Here is an 18,754-nt window from a genome sequence, read left to right on the forward strand (position 1 = left end):
CTTGTGAAATATTTTATATCAGGTCAGTGTACCAATACAACATTTGCAGGGAGTAAAAAAGCTCAGAAAATGGCTTAAACACAACCATTCCTGGGCTCTTTTTATCTCGAAACTGTTGAAAACGGGACTAAAGCGAAAAAAACAATAGAAAGAGCGCTGTGTTACTCCGATGCGGATAACACAGCGCTTGTCAATCATGTGCAAATAATAAAGTAATTTACACGGCGCTTTTTTGCGGAGCCGGTATAGATTTCTCATCTTTGGAATAAATAGCCTTCAGGACAATCGGGGTGACAATGGAGCTGACAATGATAAGCAGAATCACGGAGGTGAAAAACTGACTCTCGACCATTCCGGCCTTCAGTCCCCGCTGTGCGACGATCAGCGCAACCTCTCCGCGGGTCATCATACCGCAGCCGATTTTCAGGGAGTCCCGGTTGTTAAACCCGAGGGCACGGGCAGTCAGACCGCATCCGATGATCTTTCCCAGCATGCCGACGATCACAAAAGCGGCCGAGAACAGAAGAATGGTTGTGTCCAGCTGGCGCAGATTGGTCTGCAGTCCTATGCTGGCAAAAAAGACAGGCCCGAAAAGCATATAGGAATTGATGTCGATCTTTCGCCCGATATAGCCGGAGTCGTCAAGGTTGCAGAGGATTACGCCGGCGCAGTAAGCCCCGGTTATGTCGGCCACGCCGAAATATTTGTCCGCGATGTAGGCCAGGGCAAAGGCCAGCGCCAGGCCGATAATAGGAATCCGGCGGGTGTGCTTCCACCGGGTGTCTGCCTTTTTCATCAGTTGGTAGATCAGTGTCCCGCAGCCGACGGCAAGAACAAAGAAGAGAATCGTTTTTACAGTTACGGCGCCGATACTGCTGGAGGGATCCTTCAGACTGAGAACTGCCGTCAGAACCAGAATCCCGATTACGTCATCAATAATAGCGGCGCTTAAAATGGTTGTGCCGACTTCATCCGAGAGCTTTCCAAGTTCCCGAAGTGCCTGTACCGTGATGCTTACGGAAGTGGCCGTCAGAATGGTGCCGATGAACAAAGCTTTGGCAAACTGTTCGGTTCCCGGAGCGGCGAATCCGTAAAAAGCCATAAAAAGCAGCGTTCCTAAAACCATCGGGACAGCCACGCCAGCGCAGGCAATCAGCGTTGCTTTGATTCCGGATTTTTTCAGCTGTTTCAGATCGGTATCCAGGCCTGCGCCGAACATCAGAAGGATAACGCCGATTTCCGCAAAGCCCGAAATAAAATCATTGGTCTGAACGATGTTCAAGGCGCTGGGGCCGATCAGAAGCCCGGCGACAATTTCCCCCGCCACCTGGGGCGCCTTCAGCTTTCGCGCAATTAGTCCGAAAAACTTCGCGAAAATAATGATAATGGCAAGAGAGCGCAAAATATCCAGTGTATCCAATTTTCAATCCCCCTTATGATTGGAACAACATGTGCAGTATCCGTTTCGATTTTGTGACAAAAGATTTATAAGCCATCTGCGGCTTTTGCGCCGGAAACGCCAGCAGGCAGAAGCGGCAGACGCGCAGGACAATGGCGGTCCGCCGCACAGACCTGCAGGCAGGCCCGGGTTATGACTGCTCCGCGGCGCCGACGGTTTGCGCGGAACGGATGTCCTTCCGCCTGTCTGTTCCGTCGGATGCCTTCTTTTTTTCGGGAAGCTGGGCCAGAATGATGGCACAGAACATCAGAACACAGCCGAACAGCTCCCGTCCGCTCATGGTATCTCCCAGAATCAGCCAGCTGGAGATCACCGCGATGCATGATTCCAGGCTCATCAGGAGTGAGGCGACGGTCGGATTCAGATCCCTTTGTCCGATAATCTGAAGCGTATAGGCTACGCCGCAGGAAAAAATCCCGGCATAGAGAATAGGACCCCATGCGTGACTGACAGCCACCCAGGAGGGAGACTCAAACAGAAGCATGGGAATAACGGAAACCAGGCCGCCGATCAGAAACTGGAAGGCGCTCAGCTGTACGCCGTTTACCTCCGGAGACACACGGTCAACCACAAGAATATGCACGGCGAAAACGGCAGCCGAGCAAAGGGTAATGACATCTCCTTTATTTATAGAAACATTTTCTGTGATACAGAGAAAATACAGACCCACAACAGCGATTGCCGATGCAATCCAGACCGTAACCGGGCATTTACGGTGCAGAAAAAGACCGAAAACCGGAACCAGCAGGATATACATGGCGGTCAGAAAACCGGATTTTCCCGCTGTGGTATAGACCAGTCCGATCTGCTGCAGGCTTCCGGACAGGAAAATACAGATTCCGCAGGCAATCCCGCCCAGAAGCAGGCTTCTGCGCCTCTGCGACGCAGATTCTTTCGTGTGATTTTTGTAGTTGACCGCATGCGGGTCCCTGCGTCCGGACCAGATTCCCAGGGGAAGCAGCACGGCAAAACCGACCAGAAACCGGCAGACATTATAGGTATAAGGACCCAGCGAGTTCATAGCCACGCTCTGCGCGACAAACGTGGTTCCCCAGAACAGAGTGGCCAGAAGAAGATAAAAAGAATGACGGATCCGGACGGACTTCATAGACAGCTCCTAACTTGTTTTATAGAAAAAAATCGTGTAAACTAAGAGTCCTGATGATGCGCACATTGATGCGCACACTGAGGCACACACCGATGCGCTCGCAGACTCGACAAGCATTCTAGCATCATTTACTGTATAAGTCCAGTTTCGGAGCAAAGCTTACGGGACGCTTGCGTCCCAGGAAGCATTTGCTCCAGAAACGACAACAGGTAAGAGCGGGCAGTGACGCGAAAGCGGCACGAGAACGCTCTTACCTGTAGCGATGCGAGAGCTGCGGAGCAGCGAAGCAGCGCGTAGGACTTATACAGTACTCAGAGGTCCAGTTTCGGAGCAAAGCTTACGGGACGCTTGCGTCCCAGGAAGCATTTGCTCCAGAAACGACAACAGGTATGAGGAAACCGAAAATGATAGCCATTATAGATTATGACGCAGGAAACATAAAAAGTGTGGAAAAAGCGCTTATTTCTCTCGGCCAGGATGTCTGCCTGACCAGAGACCCGAAAGTGCTGGAGCGGGCGGACAAGCTGGTTTTGCCTGGCGTCGGGAATTTCGGCGTCTGTATGGAAAACCTGAAAAAATACGGCCTGGTTCCTGTGATCCGGGAACTGACCGGGCAGAATAAGCCGCTTCTGGGCATCTGTGTCGGCCTGCAGCTGCTGTTTGAGGGCAGCGAGGAGAGCGAAGGCGCAGAGGGGCTTGGCATCCTGAAGGGGAAGATACTGCGGATTCCTCCCGCTCCCGGACTGAAAATCCCGCATATGGGATGGAACTCCATTCATCTGCAGAACAACGGAAGACTGTTCCGGGGAATTCCGGATCAAGCGTATGTGTATTTCGTGCATTCCTACTATCTGAAAGCGGAGGATCCTTCCATCGTAACGGCGACAGCGGAATACGGAGTGACCATAGATGCTTCGGTGGAAAAAGAAAATGTGTTTGCCACCCAGTTTCATCCGGAAAAAAGTTCATCCGTAGGGCTTCGTATCCTGAAAAACTACTGTGAGCTTTAGTTGTGGGCTTCCATTGCGTCAGGCTGTGCGAAAAGGAGCGGAAAGCAATGTTTACAAAAAGAATCATTCCCTGTCTGGATGTGAATAACGGACGGGTGGTAAAGGGAGTAAATTTTGTCAATCTCCGGGATGCCGGAGACCCGGTGGAGGTGGCGAAAGCCTATGACCGGGAAGGCGCGGACGAGCTTGTTTTTCTTGACATTACCGCATCCAGCGACAACCGGGGGACGGTAGTAGACATGGTCCGTCGTGTGGCGGAAAATGTATTTATCCCGTTTACAGTAGGGGGCGGGATCCGCACCGTTGATGATTTCCGCATGCTCCTGCGGGAAGGGGCGGACAAAATATCCATCAATTCTTCCGCGATTAACAATCCCCGTCTGATCACAGATGCGGCGGAAATTTTCGGAAGCCAGTGCGTCGTGGTAGCCATTGATGCCAGGAAAAGAGAAAACGGAGAGGGATGGACGGTTTATAAAAACGGAGGAAGAATTGATGTCGGCCTTGATGCCGTGGAATGGGCGGCAAAAGCGGAAAAACTCGGAGCAGGGGAAATCCTTCTTACCAGCATGGACTGCGACGGCACAAAAGCCGGGTATGACCTGGAGCTGACCCGTGCCATCGCGGACGAGGTAAAGATTCCCGTGATCGCCTCCGGCGGAGCGGGAAATATGGAGCACTTCTACGATGCCTTGACAGAAGGCGGCGCGGACGCGGCGCTGGCAGCCTCTCTGTTTCATTACAGGGAACTGGAAATCCGGACACTGAAGGAATATCTGAGAGGCAGAGGTGTACCTGTCCGTCTGTAACCGGAGGCGTGCAGACACCGCGGTGTTTTCGGGGATTTTTCTGATACAGAGGAGATGATCGTATGCCGGCAATATCCGGAGAGTGGGAAAAGGCGCTTCAGGGAGAGTTCCGAAAGCCCTATTACAGAAAATTATTTGAGACCGTGGGCAGGGAGTACCGGACCACAACAGTCTATCCGCCTGCGGATGATATCTTTAATGCGTTTCATCTGACGCCTCTTCCGGACGTCAAAGTCGTTATTCTCGGCCAGGATCCCTATCATGAGCCGGGACAGGCACACGGGCTCAGCTTCTCTGTCATGCCGGGAGTGGAGATACCGCCTTCCCTTGTAAATATCTACCAGGAACTTCATGATGATCTGGGATGCAAAATTCCCAACAACGGATGCCTGACCAAATGGGCGGAGCAGGGAGTCCTGCTGCTCAACACTGTCCTGACGGTGCGTGCGCACAGGGCATTTTCCCACAAGGATATCGGATGGCAGGAGTTTACAGACGCCGCGATCCGCGTTCTCGCCGGACAGGACAGACCCCTAGTATTTATTCTGTGGGGAAAGCCGGCGCAGCAGAAGGCGTCCATGATTACCAATCCCAGGCATCTGATTCTGAAAAGCCCGCATCCCAGTCCGCTCTCGGCTTACCGCGGATTCTTCGGAAGCAGACCTTTCTCCAAAACAAATGCCTACCTGGAAGCAAACGGACTGACACCGATTGACTGGCAGATCGAGGACGTCTAGCTGGTGTTTCATCTGTGTACAGGCAGAACATGACGGAAAAAAGTCATCACTATTTTTATCCGTATAGGGAAAGAACCGTGCGAAGTGAAGCGGCAGATTGAAACCTCGTATCTTATGTTGTAGCGCCGGCGCTGCCGGCCCGGAAGTTGATTATGGCAGATAAAAACAGTAATTCACTTGTAAAAAACGCGTCCATCCTGATGGCCGCTTCTATTATTTCCCGTATCATCGGCCTTCTTTACCGCAGGCCGCTGGGGCAGATTCTCGGCGGGGTAGGGCTGGGCTATTACGGGTTCGCCAGCAATCTGTATTCCATTCTGCTGCTGATCTCATCCTACAGTATACCGATGGCTGTGTCCAAGATCGTCTCGGAGAAGCTGGCGCTGAAACAGTATAAAAGCGCGAACAAGTTCTTCCGCGGCGCCTTGCTTTACGCCGTCATTGTAGGAGGAATTACGGCGCTGATCTGCTGGTTCGGAGGGCAGTTCCTGCTTCCGGCCAACCAGCAGAATGCACTTCCTGCCCTGCGTGTTCTTGCACCGACGGTCTTTCTTTCCGCAATCCTCGGCGTGCTGCGTGGATATTTTCAGGCGCACCGGACCATGACGCCGACATCTGTTTCCCAGATTCTGGAACAGATCATGAATGCGGTCGTCAGTGTTCTGGCAGCCTGGATTCTGGTCCGCAGCGTAGCCGGACAGGGAGATACCGCGGCAGCGGTGTACGGCGCCATGGGCGGTACGCTGGGCACCGGCGCCGGCGTACTGGTGGGGCTGCTTTTTATGCTGTTCGTTTACGGGATCAACCGGAATTATTTCAGGAGAAGGGTTGAGCGGGACCGCAGCAGTCAGGAGGAAAGCTACGGCGAAATTCTTCGGATGATGCTCTGGATGATTACGCCCATTATTTTCACATCCTTTATCTATAACTGCAGCGCTTATCTGGACAGCTATCTGTACTCCAGCCTGCAGGGATGGCACGGCTTCGACGCGGATGCCATTTCTTCCGCCTACGGGGAATACAGCAATTATTTTGTGCCGATGGCAGGTATTCCCCTGGCATTGGCATCCGCCAGTACTTCCGCCATGATGCCGGAGGTGTCGGGCAAATTCGCGGTGGGAAATCTTTCCGGCGCCAACCGCCAGGTCAGTCAGACGCTGCGGCTGAGCATGTTTATCTGCATTCCGTCTGCGGTTGGCATGATGGTTCTTGCCTATCCGCTGATGGGAGTTTTATTCCCGTCCAGCACAGCTCTGGCGGCGCGGCTGATGATTTTCGGTTCGGTTTACATTCTCACGGATGCGTTTTCTATTATCTCAGGAGGCGTGCTGCAGGCGATCGGCCACCAGAGGACGGCGCTGGTAAATGCCGGAATTTCTCTCGGCGCGAACCTGGTCAGTCTGGCTCTCATGCTGCTTGCAGCGCCGCAGCTGGACATCTACGCGGTACTGATTTCCAATATTATTTTCTCATTTGTCTGCTGCATCGCGAATATTATTTCCATGCGCAAGCTTCTGGGCTACCGGCAGGACATCCGGAGAATTTATGTGGAGCCTGCCGCGGCGTCCGCAGTCATGGGTATCCTGGTTATGCTGGTGTACTACCTGCTGTTCCGCCTTACCCGGAGACCGTTTATCGGGCTGCTTGTGGCAATTCTGGCGGGCATGCTTGTTTACCTGGTGATGTATGTGATTTTCTCCCATACAACCGAGGAGGAAATGTACAGCTACCCCATGGGGGGAAGGCTGGTAAAGATCCTGCGGCTGCTGCACGTTTATCGATAACGGAACAGGCCGGTCTCAGACAGGCCAGATTTCCCGGCACATGTTTGCTATTTCATATCCCTGCGGAGATGGAATCCGGTCTGCGGCTTTCTTTACTTCCGGAAGAGAGTGGTTCATGGCATAGCTCAGGCCCGCGGCCTTCAGCATGCCGATGTCGTTGAAGCCGTCCCCGGCAGCGGCGGCAGAAGCAGTGGGAATATGGAGATAGCGGCACAGAAAATCCAGGGCGTTTGCCTTGTCCTGGTCGGGTCGGAGAATATCGCAGCCCACCCTTCCGTCATCTGTCTGAACATTGAAATAAGCGAAGCGCAGTCCGAGATCCCTGTGCTTACTGGTGAAGAATTGAATATCCTCCTGCGTGGGAAACGCTACCGCGGAAAATGGCATCCCCTTCCGGTGCCGGTCCCGGTTCGGGCAGTCCCGGTCTGTGCTGGGTATGCCGAATGTCCGGTTCCTCGCTTCAATATAGGAAAAGCCGCGGTAGAAATAGAGCCCGTCGTCAAAGGAAAAGCCGAGAGGAAAGTCCCTCTGGTCGGCAAAGCAGAGAAGGGCTTCCATACAGGTTTGGGACATCCGGCTGGCAAAAAGCTCTTTTCCGTCCTGCGTCAGTATCTGAGCCCCTGCGGCGCAGATCCAGAAATCCGGAGAAAGCCCGTTCAGCATGGCATCGGGAACAGAATTCCGTCCCCTTCCGGTGGCAATTGCTGTCTGCACGCCCAGGCTGCGGATCCGCCGTACCTCTTCGACATTTTCCTCCGGAATGCGGGTGCATTTCTGCGGACGCAGGGTGCCGTCGATATCCAGAAGAAGAAGCCTGTATTTCTGTTCGTGGCTGCGGGATTGTGCTTTATTCATAGATTCCATCCTGTCATAGTATGAGTTGGGAACAAAAGGTCTTTTTCCCCGAATGGTGCAGATTCCGGAAAAGGAATCCTTTCCGCTGATTTTCTTCTCCTACTATATACCAGGCGGAGGAATTTGTGTAAGGAACTTTGTAAAATCGTGTGTCCGATGATCTGTCGGGAGGAAATAAAATTTTGAATGCACTGGGAAGAAAAATCTATCTGGAAATGCCTGCCCCCTCAGAGGAGGACAATCTGCCCGCAGAGGAGCGGATCTTCCGGTCGCTGCGTGAAACCGTCCCGGATCTGCGGGGACAGGATCTCCACATGTCGATCGGCGCCCTGCGCAGTCTGAATCCGCTCTGTGAGAACGCGGACTGGAAAATCACCGTCTCGCTGTCCTGGAACGGCTCCGGCTGGGAGGTCGTCGGAGCGGAGAGAGGAAAATCCAAGATACCTGCCGTCGGTCTTGCCGTCGATCTGGGAAGTACATCGGTCATTATGAGAATGCTGGATCTGGAAACCGGGGAATGCATGTCGGAGGCCGGCGTTTACAATCATCAGATCCGATTCGGCGAGGATATCCTCACCAGGATTTTCTACAGCAGGGATCAGCCGGAACATCTGGAGGAGATACGCAGGGCGACGGTTGATACCTTCCTGGAGCTGATGCGGATGCTTCAGCGGAAAACAGGCATTGATCCGCAGAACGCGCTCTCCGTTGTTGTGGCAGGAAATACGGCGATGACACATTTCCTGCTGGGTCTGGATGCGTTTTCGGTATTCGCGTCGCCCTATGCGGTGGAGACGCTTCAGCCGGGCTTTTACCGGGGAACGGATCTGGAGCTTCCGGTAAGAGGCTGGGTGTACTGCTATCCGGGGCTGGCCAACTATCTGGGAGGAGACATTGTCAGCGGCCTGGTCGCGGTCGGATTATACAGAAGCGAGAAGATTTCCCTGTTTTTCGATGTGGGAACGAACGGAGAGCTGGTCGTCGGAAACAGCCAGTTCCTTCTCTGCGGAGCCGGCGCGGCAGGGCCGGCGCTGGAGGGAGGCGTGGTCAAGACAGGGATGCGCGCCGCCGAGGGCGCGGTTGAGGCCGTGCGTATGACCCCGGATCAGGAGAAGAAAACAGAGGAAAACGGGATTCTGCCCGGATCGGTATTTCATCTGAAAACGATTGGAGGAAGCAGTCCTGTCGGGATATGCGGATCGGGAATCGTAGACATGATTTCCGAGCTGTTTTTGCACGGATGGATCAATATCCAGGGCACGCTGCAGCCGGAAAAAAGCGGACTGATCCAGAGACAGAAGGTACAGGAAACCGGTGAAGAGGAGCTGGCGGTCTGCTATTATCCGGGACTCTGGTTCTATCAGAGTGATATTCTGGAATTTATCCGCACAAAAGCGGCCGCAGCCACCATGATGGAATACATGCTGGATGTGTCCGGCATAGAAATACAGGATGTTGCCCGCTTTTATATGGCCGGCTCGTTCGGAGCGCATGTAGACGTAGAATCTGCCGTGAACATCGGCATGTATCCGGACGTGGAGCGCGGCCGGATTGTCCCCGCAGGAAATACCTCTCTGGAAGGGGCGCAGAAGCTCCTGCTGGACCGTTCACTGCTTCAGGATATCCGTCAGATTCTGGGTCTGATGAGCTATGTGCAGTTTGGGGCGGTCGATGATTTCCTGACCCGGATGCGGGCAGCGGAAGCGCTTCCCCACACCGATGCCGAACGCTATCCGTCGGTGATGGAGAAGCTGAAGGCTCTTTCGGCTCAGAAGGAACGCACAACCTGAAAAATATAGAACTTCAGGTAATAGGAGTCATCCGCGGCCCAGACAATCGGGTGATCCGGAGCCTGGGTCCGGAATTCTACCTGGCGGAGACGCACATGGGCATCATGGGCGGCCTGGGCAATCGTGCGGGCAAACAGATCCTGATCCATAAAGTGGGAGCAGGAGCAGGTGGCAAGAAAGCCCCCGCTTCTGGTCAGCCTCATTCCCCGGAGATTGATTTCCCGATAGCCTCTTGCGGCGGCCCGGATGGAGCTTCGGGATTTGGTAAACGCCGGCGGATCCAGAATGACAACGTCAAACTGCTTTTTCTCTGCCTCCAGACGCGGAAGCAGCTCAAAAACATCGGCGGTGAGATAATCAATGGTATCGGCATATCCGTTCAGCTGTGCGTTTTTTTTCGCCTGCCGGATGGCTGTGTCTGATGCATCGACGGACAGGACATGGCGGGCGCCTCCCGCCGCCGCGTTCAGGCCGAAGGAACCTGTGTGCGTGAAGCAGTCCAGCACATCAGCGTTTCTGCACATGGGGCGGATCGCCAGCCGGTTCAGCTTCTGGTCCAGAAAGAATCCGGTTTTCTGCCCGTTTTCCACATCGACCAGATAACGGATTCCGTTTTCCGCGATCGGAACCTGTGTGTCAAAGGGAGCGGAAAGAAAGCCTTTTTTTCGTTCCATACCTTCCTTCTCCCGGACCTTCGCGTCGCTTCGTTCATAAATCCCGCTTATACGTATGCCGTCCTCCTCCAGAACTTCCGTAAGCGCCTGCAGGATCACCGGCTTCAGCAGGTCGGTTCCCAGAGCCAGAGATTCGACAACCAGAATATCCTCATATTTGTCCACGGTCAGGCCGGGCAGCAGATCCGCGTCGCCGAAGATGATCCGGCAGCTGGAAGTGTCGATGACATGGCGGCGGTAATCCCAGGCGTCCCGGACGCGTTGTTTCAGAAACGCAGGAGTGACGTACTCCGTCTCTTTCCTGGACAGTATGCGGATTCGGATCTTAGACCGGGTATTGATAAACCCGTAGCCCAGAAAAAATCCGTCAAAATCACGGACGGAGAGAATGTCCCCATCCTTAAAATCCCCCATGACAGAAGCAATCTCGTTATCATAGACCCAGAGGCCGCCTGCTTTCAAAATGCGGCCCTCACCCTTCCGGAGATTGGCGGTGGCTGACACAGCCAGGTTTTTGGAAGAAGAAGTGTCCGGGCAGATTCCCGTAAGTACAGATGCCATTTGATAGATTCCTCATCTTTCTTTTAGAACTGTAATAACTTCATTATCTCCATACGCCGGGAACTGTCAAATGAAAACTTTGACAAACAGCTCTTTCTGTGCCAGAATAGGAGAAACAGCAAAGGTAAACAAACCGTTGAGGCGGAGATAAAGCGAGAAGGGCACTCTCAGAGAGTCCGGGAAGGTGGGAGCCGGACAGAACGCTGTTTCGCAAATGGACCGCGGAGGGCATGGGGAAAGCAGACGCAAGTATTCCATGACGCAGGGCAGGCGTTAACTGCCGGGAATATGCAGGTATTCCATAAGTGTGTGGAGACACAAAGCAGGGTGGCACCACGGGATAGAAAATCACTCCCGCCCCTGACAGACTTTTTTTGAAGAGTCTGTCAGGGGCGGTTTGTTATCTTCTTTATTCCGCACTCTGCAAAAAAGATTGCGCAAAACACATCAACATTTCACGTATCCGCGCAGTGGGAGAAGGAAAAGGGCATTTTTCATCATCATAAGCTGTCATCAGCCGGGTAATGCGGAAAAGCATACCGGAGAAGAAAAGGAGGTGTTTGCAGTGAAAATCAGAAGGGCAGAACAGAAAGATATTCCGGAAATCGATAAGCTTCTCAATGAAGTAAATCTGGTGCATCACAAGATCAGGCCGGATTTATTCAAAATCGGACGGAAATATTCCGACAGCCAGCTGAAAGAGCTGCTGGCAGATGACAGAAGACCCGTTTTTGCGGCGGTAGACGAGAAGGACAGACTGATCGGCTACTGCATGTGCGCGGAGGAACAGATTCTGGGAGACAGCATCCGGACAGAGGTAAAAACCCTCTATATCGATGATCTTTGTGTCGATCAGGAAATCCGCGGACAGCATATCGGACAGAAGCTTTTTGAGCATGTAAAGCAATATGCGGAAGAAAATCATTTCTATAACATCACGCTTCATGTCTGGCAGGGAAACGACGGGGCGGAAAAATTCTATGAGGCAATGGGAATGAAACCGCAGTTTATCTGTATGGAACAGGTTTTATAAGAGCTCAGAAAAAGGAGGAAAAAAGATGACGAAGACAGAAGTTATGGAGACCGTAAAGGCAATGAAGGACGCTCCGTCCTGCTATGAGGGATTAAAGAAAGTGGCGGAGGCATATCTGGAAAATCCGGGAAAAGAGCAGGCGGCAGCGCTGATCCAGGAGATGAAGCAGGACATTACAACCATTGACAGCCTGATCGGTCTTTGCGAGTCCGAGAACGGAAAGAAGTTATTTGGTGCGGAGCAGGCAGCCGCCATGGCAAAACAGGCGAAAGAGCATAAGGAAAAAGGCGGAAAATACTGCATCTGTCCCGCCTGTCAGAATGCGGCAAAGCTGCTGGAGAATGAGAAAGACATCTGAGGGAGAGAAATGGAAGCTAAGAAAATTATTCTGACGGGAGACAGGCCGACAGGAAAACTGCATATCGGCCATTATGTGGGTTCTCTCAGGAATCGTGTGGAACTTCAGAATTCCGGAGAATTTGATGAAATCTATATCATGATTGCGGACGCGCAGGCGCTGACCGACAACTTCGATAACCCGGAAAAAGTCAGGCAGAACATTATCGAGGTGGCGCTGGATTATCTTTCGGCCGGACTGGATCCGGAAAAGTCTACCATCTTAATTCAGTCACAGATCCCGGAACTGACCGAGATGACGTTCTATTATATGAACCTCGTGACGGTAGCCAGAGTACAGCGCAATCCAACCGTAAAGGCGGAAATACAGCAGAAAAATTTTGAGAACAGCATCCCCATGGGATTCTTCAGCTACCCCATCAGCCAGGCGGCGGATATTACCGCCTTCAAGGGAACCGTAGTTCCTGCCGGCGAGGATCAGGAACCAATGCTGGAGCAGACACGTGAAATCGTGCGGAAATTCAATTCCATTTACGGCGATGTCCTGGTAGAACCGCAGATTCTTCTTCCGAAAAAACAGTCCCAGCTCCGCCTTCCGGGAACCGATGGAAAGGCGAAAATGAGCAAATCCCTGGGGAACTGCATTTATCTCTCGGATCCGGAGGAAACCGTCAGGAAAAAGGTCATGTCGATGTTCACGGATCCCAACCATCTCCGCGTGGAAGATCCCGGAAAAGTAGAAGGAAATCCGGTCTTTATTTATCTGGAGGCGTTTGCCACCGACGATTCCTTTGCGGAATTCTGGCCGGAGTATCACAATCTCCAGGAACTGGAAGAGCATTACCAAAAGGGAGGCCTTGGCGATGTAAAAGTCAAGAAATTCCTGAACAAAGTTCTTCAGGCGGAGCTGTCCCCCATACGGGAGAGAAGAGCACGTTATGAAAAAGATATTCCGGGCGTCTTTGCCATGCTAGAAGAGGGAAGCAGAAAAGCAGAAAAGAAAGCGGCCCAGACATTGGCAGAAATGAAACACGCCATGCAGATCGATTACTTCCAGGACAAAAACCTCATCGCCCAACTCACACAGAAATATACTGTATAAGTCCAGTTTCGGAGCAAAAGCTAACGGGCCGCTTGCGGACCAGGGAGCTTTCGCTCCAGAAACGACAACAGGTAAGAGCGAGAAGTGACGCGAAGGCGGCACGAGAGCGCTCTTACCTGTAGCGAAGCAGCGCGTAGGACTTATACAGTACTGTTATATGAACTTCTTCATAAGAAAAGCCATCACCTCGTCGGGAATTAACCCGGCGAAAATACGGTCCAGTGTACAGATGAATCCCGGCGTTGACAGGGCATGATTGTGCCGGAGATCCCACAGGGAAAGCCGTATAATAGAATCACTGCGGGACGCAAGAGGAAGATTCCGCTTTTTACCGGCAGCGACCTCAATAAATTCCGTGTCTTTGATCCAGTAAGGACAGACAGCTGTGACGCTAATGCCTTGTTTCAGCAGCTCCACTCGAAGAGCCCGGCTGTAGGAATAAAGAAGAGCCTTGGAGGCGGCGTAGGCGTTAAAACCAGGAATGGGCTGGAAGGCTGCCACAGAACAAATCTGTCCGATACGGCTTCCGGGACGCATATAGGGAATCAGAAGATCCGTCATATTGATGGCGGCCTTGTCATTCACATCAATCATCCGCCCCTCTTCTGCGCGGCCGATTTCCGATGAAGTTCCGAACTTACCGAAACCTGCGCAGTTCAGCAGAACAGAGACAGAAAACGAACTGCTTCTGTCGCTTTCCTTTTTCAGTGTTTCCACAAACCATTTCAGATTTCCCTGATCGGTCAGATCCATGGGAACCACATAGACGGGAAGATGCAGCTGCCGGGCAAGCGCGTCCAGACGGTCTTTTCTGCGGGCAATCAGCCAGATTTCATTTACGTCATAGGCTTTTGGAGTTTTATCGATGGCTTTGGCATATCCGGAGCCAAGCCCACTGGAGGCGCCGGTGATCACAGCGATTTTCCGGGCATCCGAATGAGGATCCTTCCGCATAACGGCATCCTCTCCGGCAGCTGCGCTGCCTTTTCCGTCCGGGGACAGTCCGGGGGCAGCCTTGCGGGTTGCATAGTGATAACGCTCAATCAGCCCGATGATAAAAGAAATAAGCGCGGTTACCAGGACAACCGTCCCGAAAATCCCGGTAAGATGACTCCATATGCTTGCAATGATGTGCATAAAAATTCCTTTCTTCTCCTTTTCAGGTGACAGTTCTTTGCGTTCAATACCTTTATATTATACGTCTCAAAAAAGAGAGTTTCCAGATTATATAATACAAGTTCATCACGGCATGGCTTTATAGCGTAAAGGTACTTTGACATCCAGGCCATAACGGCGGGAAGAAGAAAGGGGAGGAAGGAAAAAGACATACAGGAAAAAGGCATACGGGGGAAGATCATATAGGGAAAAGAAAAATGGCATAAAGAAAGAGGATACAGACTTTCTCGTCATCTGCATCCTCTCTTAAGAAACAGCCCGTATTGTTATTACAGCTCTAATACTGTTCATCTTTTCCTCCTTTTTTATCTATTTTATTATCGACCTGAAAGACATCCTCGTTCAATAATTACAACTGATCGTGATCGTTTCGCTCCTCCTTAGAGGATTCTTCATTAAGCTGTAGACTTTATCTGTACATTGGACTGTCCTCCAGTTCGTTATCTGCTTATTTCTTGTTTCTGATTAAAGAATACAGCAAAATATGTGAAAAGTCAAATAAATATCAGAAAATAAATCGACAATTATTCGGATTCCCATTTGTGCAGTTTTCCAGATACGTCCGTCCCGGAATGCCCTGTGCCCGGAAATTGTTTATGCGGAATTAGCGGAAAATTAACAGCAAAGTTAACGTGACCGGCAGAAAATCCAGTGTTTCAGCGGAAAAATCGGGATTGAATCTGATTTGGCGATGTGGTAGCATGTACACCAAACCGGAAAATCTTCTGCCGGAGCACTGCCGTAAGGCTGCTTCGTTGGCTGTTTATTTGGAGGATTCAGAATGTTAACAACTGTGGTCGGAGCTATTTTTATTTTATCGGTCAGCCTGATGATCGCTTATGAAATCTACGCTTTTGCTGCCTTCCGCACAAGAAAGGAAGCAGAGTGTACAGAGGTGCAGGCGCTTACAACAGGAAAAGGAAAACATCAGAAAACCACCTATCGGGCAGTGTTCAGCTTCCTGCAGGGGGAAGAGAAAAAACAGTCCTCTCTGAACAGGGAAGTGGGACAGAAGGAATTTCAGGTCGGAAGCCGGTATAATATCTGGATTCGCAGAAGCCATCCGGCCATCTGCGTGGAGAGCAGAAAAAAGATCGGCGTAACATTGGCGGTCCTGTGCCTGGTAGAGATTGGAATGATTGCGTTTGTGATGCACATGTACAGTGCGGCGGATCTTGCCAACACATTGATGCAGCTCAGCTGACAGACAGCGGGGGCTGCCTGCGCGGCGTTCTTTGTCTTTTATCTTTTTTCAGCACAGAGAAAAAAGAAGGCAGGGCAGCATGCAAAAAGCATAAAAACATACAAGGAACATACCATTAGAGAAAGGCGGGCATTCCATAAGGAAGAGCCCGCCTTTGCGCCTTTTTGCAGTGGGAGGGGAAGCGTTTCTTAATCCCCGCTCACGCCCTTTTTATCGTTTTCATAATCACGTCCGCGTGCAAAGCCTTCACAGTAAATATAGAAGACATCCGCGTCCGTGGCGTCCGTCTGTTTGGACAGCCTCTCGATTACCTCCATATCCCGGATCGTCAGATCGTAAACCATGTCTTTGCTGAGACGGTCGGCGCTGTCCCGGATTCTTTCAATAATCTTTTTCGCGTGGTCCAGATCCTCTCCCTGATAATGAGCATAGATTTCATCATCAACATGTACCTGCATCGTGATACCCCCTTCCTGTTTTTCCTTCTGATATTAGTATAAGCCGACAGGAAACATGTGGCAATCAGAATGCGGCGGATTTCTTCGGCGCACTTCACAAAATGCCTGGATTTTTTTATACTGGAAGAAAAGTAAACAGAAACCGTCAAACCGGCATTTTGCAGCCGCATTGCAGAAGCAGAAAAGGACAGCAGACCGATGACATATTTCACACGATTCTACCTGGATAATGAAAAAGACATGATTGTCAATCTGTATTGGGATCTGGACAGGCTTTTTTATGAGCTGGAGACACCCAATCATCATACCGGCAATCTGATCCGGAATCTGGCAAAAATATGCGGACTTCCGCTGACGGAGAGCGGCAGCGGGCTGCTTGTCATCCGGGGCGAGATCCCCTGTTATATCGATGGAACAAACCAGGAAATTTATATCTTCCGGCTGGGAGGAACAAAGGTAGCGAATATCTATCCGGATGGAAGAATAGAGATGAAGGCGTTTGTCCCCTCGGTAGCCAAAACCCTGATGAGCCAGACCAAGGATTACCGCCTGGACATTTCCAAGACGATATTCAAGGCCTATATACGAAAGGAATACAAATTTCGCAGCGATCTTCACACGCATATGAACGGAAACCTAGCTCCGGATATTCTTATCGCGCTGGGAATTTATCATCAGATCCGCTATCCGCTTTACTATGTGCGGAAGCTGGAACTCTCCCTGTCCGATGGGCAGGAGGCAGCCCTCGCCGCTCAGCGGGAAAAGGTCGCCCGCCAGTTTATCAGCTCAGACCTGAAAGGAAAATATCTGGACCGGAAAATCAATGATAACACCTTTATCAATTTTGCCGATCTGATTCTGAATAATCTGGAACATGCTGACGAAAATATCGTAAAAATACGAGCTTCCCTGGCTATATTAAAAGACGGACAGGCGGTATTTACCAATCTGGAAAAGGTATATCTGTACCGCTATGTATTCTGTAAAGGAAAGGAGAGCGAAAAGAAAATCGCCTTGACACGGGCGGATCGGATTCCGGATGCGGATGTACGGCAGGCGTTAATGCAGATGCTCAAGGACGGAGAAACCAGGGCTTATCATGGCAACACGATCTTTCAGGACAAACTTCTCTGGATCGCAAGAACGTATCAGAGGCAGGGGATCTGCTATGCGGAAATCAGCGATACCACACTGCTGAAAAAGTATGAATCCCTGCAGATGCTGACAGAGGTGCACGAGGTGATGCCCCGGATCTACCGTGAGACGGGGGTTATGATCCGCTTTCTGGCGGCTTTCCGCCGGATTCCGCTAACCATTATCAAGGATGCGATAACCCCGGAGGACTATCTTGCCCGGAATCTGGAAGTCCTTCAGGCTGTCGCGGAAGATCCCTATGTGGCGGGATGCGACTTCGTGGGAGAGGAAATTAACGATATCATCACATTAAAACCGGTTTTCCGGGGGATCGCGAAAATAGCCGCCAGAGATCCTTTTTTTGTCATACGCATTCATGCGGGAGAAAACGACAGCATGAAGGATAATGTCTCTCACAGCATCGAGTGTGTAAAGGATTCCTTGGCGCCGGGACAGAAAATGCCCCATGTCCGTCTGGGCCACGGGCTGTACACCTATAGCCTGAAATCCAGAAAAGGCAGAAAAACACTGGAGGAACTGAAGGAGAACCATGTGGTTCTGGAATTCCAGCTGACATCCAATGTCCGCCTGAACAATCTGAATGGCCTGGAAAATCATCCGCTCCGACAGTATCTGGCGGAGGGAATTCACTGTGTGCAGGGGACAGACGGCGCAGCTCTGTATGGAACCAATTCGATTGATGAGCAGCTCTCGCTGGAAAAACTTCTGGGGCTGACGCCGGAAGAAATTATGAGCATGAAAAATACGGAATCTGACATCATCAGGGAAAGCCAGGCAGCTTACTCCAGAAAGAAAAAGACGTTTGCACAGCTTTTGGACGGCCGGGAACTGTCGGATGTGCTTCTTCAGAGGATGGAGAAAGGGCAGCATGTGGCAGGAAGCCTGAAGCTTCGCAGAAATCAGCGCCATGACGCAAATCAGGAGCTGAAGGATCAGATTCATGAGCTTCCCTGGGACCGCACGCCGGTTGTGCTGATGGGAGGGAGCTTTAACTCGGAAAAACGCGCAACCCGGATCACGGAAGAGGGAACCCGTCAGATCGACGGACTGCTGGAGACCTTAAGCCCGGATGAATATTTCTTTGTAATAGGAAACAAATTGAGAGGGTATGAAAAATATCTTCTGGAGCACAACAGAAAAGGGTTCCTTGTCTTTGCTTTTGTGCCGACAATGATCAGCAGAGAGGAGCAGAGAAAACTTACGGCAGCAGGCGTACAGATCCGGGTGTCCACGGAAAGTGAGGGTATGGGAATCTATAAAAGCTTTAATTATGAAATATTCGAGAGGAGGCCGTCTGTCCTGCTTGCCTTTGACGGGAACTCCTCGGCGGAGAACATGATCCAGGAGGCGAGAAACGGAAAAGGAAGGGCGGCTATTTATGTCTGGGAAAAATCCAGTGTGCTGAGAGAAAAAGCACTGTCCCTGGAGGGGTATGTTCACTTTTTCGACGCAGAACATCCGCTGGCGGAGCAGATCGGCAGC

General features: G+C 51.5%; 16 protein-coding genes. 10 read left to right on the forward strand and 6 right to left on the reverse strand.

Features of this window, described 5'->3' with window-relative positions:
• Window positions 1–217: 217 nt before the first annotated feature.
• Together FYJ60_RS12275 and FYJ60_RS12280 are read right to left on the reverse strand one after the other, a co-directional pair.
• Window positions 218–1,420 (reverse strand): cation:proton antiporter, encoded by a 1,203-nt coding sequence (locus FYJ60_RS12275; protein ID WP_154458963.1) that lies wholly within the window; start codon window positions 1,418–1,420, stop codon window positions 218–220.
• 169 nt (window positions 1,421–1,589) lie between these two features.
• A complete protein-coding gene (locus FYJ60_RS12280) occupies window positions 1,590–2,567 on the reverse strand; it encodes a DMT family transporter (protein ID WP_154458964.1) in 978 nt (325 codons plus the stop codon).
• Between the two features lie 404 nt (window positions 2,568–2,971).
• On the opposite strand from FYJ60_RS12280, the gene hisH reads away from it, so the two are divergent.
• The 4 genes from hisH to FYJ60_RS12300 all read left to right on the forward strand — a co-directional run bounded on the left by hisH (window position 2,972) and on the right by FYJ60_RS12300 (window position 6,907).
• Window positions 2,972–3,577, forward strand: a complete 606-nt coding sequence (gene hisH / locus FYJ60_RS12285) for an imidazole glycerol phosphate synthase subunit HisH (protein WP_154458965.1) — start codon at window positions 2,972–2,974, stop codon at window positions 3,575–3,577.
• A 47-nt stretch (window positions 3,578–3,624) separates the two neighbouring features.
• Complete coding sequence (hisF, locus tag FYJ60_RS12290; RefSeq protein WP_154458966.1) at window positions 3,625–4,386, forward strand: imidazole glycerol phosphate synthase subunit HisF; 762 nt, start codon at window positions 3,625–3,627, stop codon at window positions 4,384–4,386.
• Window positions 4,387–4,448: 62 nt separating this feature from the next.
• A complete protein-coding gene (locus tag FYJ60_RS12295; protein ID WP_154458967.1) occupies window positions 4,449–5,123 on the forward strand; it encodes a uracil-DNA glycosylase in 675 nt (224 codons plus the stop codon).
• Between the two features lie 152 nt (window positions 5,124–5,275).
• A complete protein-coding gene (locus FYJ60_RS12300) occupies window positions 5,276–6,907 on the forward strand; it encodes a putative polysaccharide biosynthesis protein (RefSeq protein WP_154458968.1) in 1,632 nt (543 codons plus the stop codon).
• A gap of 15 nt (window positions 6,908–6,922) precedes the next feature.
• On the opposite strand, the gene FYJ60_RS12305 is transcribed toward FYJ60_RS12300, so the two are convergent.
• Window positions 6,923–7,762 carry an HAD family hydrolase gene (locus tag FYJ60_RS12305; protein WP_205839104.1) on the reverse strand — a complete coding sequence of 280 codons (840 nt, stop codon included), beginning with the start codon at window positions 7,760–7,762 and terminating at the stop codon, window positions 6,923–6,925.
• Window positions 7,763–7,944: 182 nt separating this feature from the next.
• Between FYJ60_RS12305 and FYJ60_RS12310 the strand changes: the two genes are divergently transcribed.
• Entirely contained in the window at window positions 7,945–9,552 is a 1,608-nt protein-coding gene (locus FYJ60_RS12310; RefSeq protein WP_154458970.1) for an ASKHA domain-containing protein, read from the forward strand.
• Here the strand turns inward: FYJ60_RS12310 and FYJ60_RS12315 are convergent.
• Complete coding sequence (locus tag FYJ60_RS12315) at window positions 9,531–10,787, reverse strand: class I SAM-dependent rRNA methyltransferase (protein WP_154458971.1); 1,257 nt, start codon at window positions 10,785–10,787, stop codon at window positions 9,531–9,533. The two genes, FYJ60_RS12310 and FYJ60_RS12315, sit on opposite strands and share 22 nt — an antisense overlap.
• Window positions 10,788–11,352: 565 nt before the next feature.
• On the opposite strand from FYJ60_RS12315, the gene FYJ60_RS12320 reads away from it, so the two are divergent.
• Genes FYJ60_RS12320 through trpS form a run of 3 tightly spaced genes read left to right on the forward strand, consistent with a single transcriptional unit; the run spans window position 11,353 to window position 13,279 of the window.
• On the forward strand, window positions 11,353–11,820 hold the full coding sequence (locus FYJ60_RS12320) for a GNAT family N-acetyltransferase (protein ID WP_330579219.1): 468 nt from the start codon (window positions 11,353–11,355) through the stop codon (window positions 11,818–11,820).
• Window positions 11,821–11,845: 25 nt separating this feature from the next.
• Window positions 11,846–12,178 (forward strand): heat-shock protein Hsp90, encoded by a 333-nt coding sequence (locus FYJ60_RS12325; protein ID WP_154458973.1) that lies wholly within the window; start codon window positions 11,846–11,848, stop codon window positions 12,176–12,178.
• Between the two features lie 9 nt (window positions 12,179–12,187).
• Window positions 12,188–13,279 carry a tryptophan--tRNA ligase gene (gene trpS / locus FYJ60_RS12330; RefSeq protein WP_154458974.1) on the forward strand — a complete coding sequence of 364 codons (1,092 nt, stop codon included), beginning with the start codon at window positions 12,188–12,190 and terminating at the stop codon, window positions 13,277–13,279.
• Between the two features lie 153 nt (window positions 13,280–13,432).
• Here the strand turns inward: trpS and FYJ60_RS12335 are convergent, their stop codons facing one another.
• The gene (locus FYJ60_RS12335; protein WP_154458975.1) at window positions 13,433–14,416 is read right to left on the reverse strand and encodes an SDR family NAD(P)-dependent oxidoreductase; all 984 of its coding nucleotides are present in this window, start codon (window positions 14,414–14,416) and stop codon (window positions 13,433–13,435) included.
• A gap of 820 nt (window positions 14,417–15,236) precedes the next feature.
• Here FYJ60_RS12335 and FYJ60_RS12340 point away from each other — a divergent pair.
• Window positions 15,237–15,659: a hypothetical protein gene (locus FYJ60_RS12340; protein ID WP_154458976.1), complete on the forward strand. Its 423-nt coding sequence runs from the start codon at window positions 15,237–15,239 to the stop codon at window positions 15,657–15,659.
• A gap of 188 nt (window positions 15,660–15,847) precedes the next feature.
• Here the strand turns inward: FYJ60_RS12340 and FYJ60_RS12345 are convergent, their stop codons facing one another.
• Window positions 15,848–16,117: a hypothetical protein gene (locus FYJ60_RS12345; RefSeq protein WP_154458977.1), complete on the reverse strand. Its 270-nt coding sequence runs from the start codon at window positions 16,115–16,117 to the stop codon at window positions 15,848–15,850.
• Window positions 16,118–16,315: 198 nt separating this feature from the next.
• Here FYJ60_RS12345 and FYJ60_RS12350 point away from each other — a divergent pair.
• Window positions 16,316–18,754: amidohydrolase family protein (locus FYJ60_RS12350; protein ID WP_154458978.1), on the forward strand; the 2,439-nt coding region annotated here is incomplete at its 3' end.

The sequence above is a fragment of the Bilifractor porci genome, assembly GCF_009696005.1.
Taxonomy (GTDB): domain Bacteria; phylum Bacillota; class Clostridia; order Lachnospirales; family Lachnospiraceae; genus Bilifractor; species Bilifractor porci.